At 66.5% G+C, this 269-nt stretch carries 1 pseudogene; it reads left to right on the top strand.

The features are described 5' to 3' along the window. Positions 1–269: pseudogene (locus tag IG69_RS21895) on the top strand (integrase core domain-containing protein); the annotation flags it as partial.

The raw sequence follows: 269 nt of genomic DNA, 5'->3' as shown, positions 1-269 counted from the left end.
CACCGACAACCACTTCAGCTACCGCAAGAGCAACGACGTCGCGGCCGCGATGACCGCTCTGGGCGCCAAGCACAAGTTCATCCGCCCCCACTGCCCCTGACAGAACGGCAAGGTAGAACGCTTCAACCGCACCTTGGCCACCGAATGGGCCTACCGGCAGGTCTTCACCGGCAACCAAGCCCGCGCCGACGCCCTTGCCCCCTGGCTCGAGCAGTACAACACTCAACGACGCCACACCGCCCTCGGCGGACTCCCACCGACCAGCCGCC

It is taken from the genome of Phycicoccus jejuensis, assembly GCF_000720925.1.
Taxonomy (GTDB): Bacteria; Actinomycetota; Actinomycetes; order Actinomycetales; family Dermatophilaceae; genus Phycicoccus; species Phycicoccus jejuensis.
This window is presented reverse-complemented; position numbering and strand designations above follow the sequence as displayed.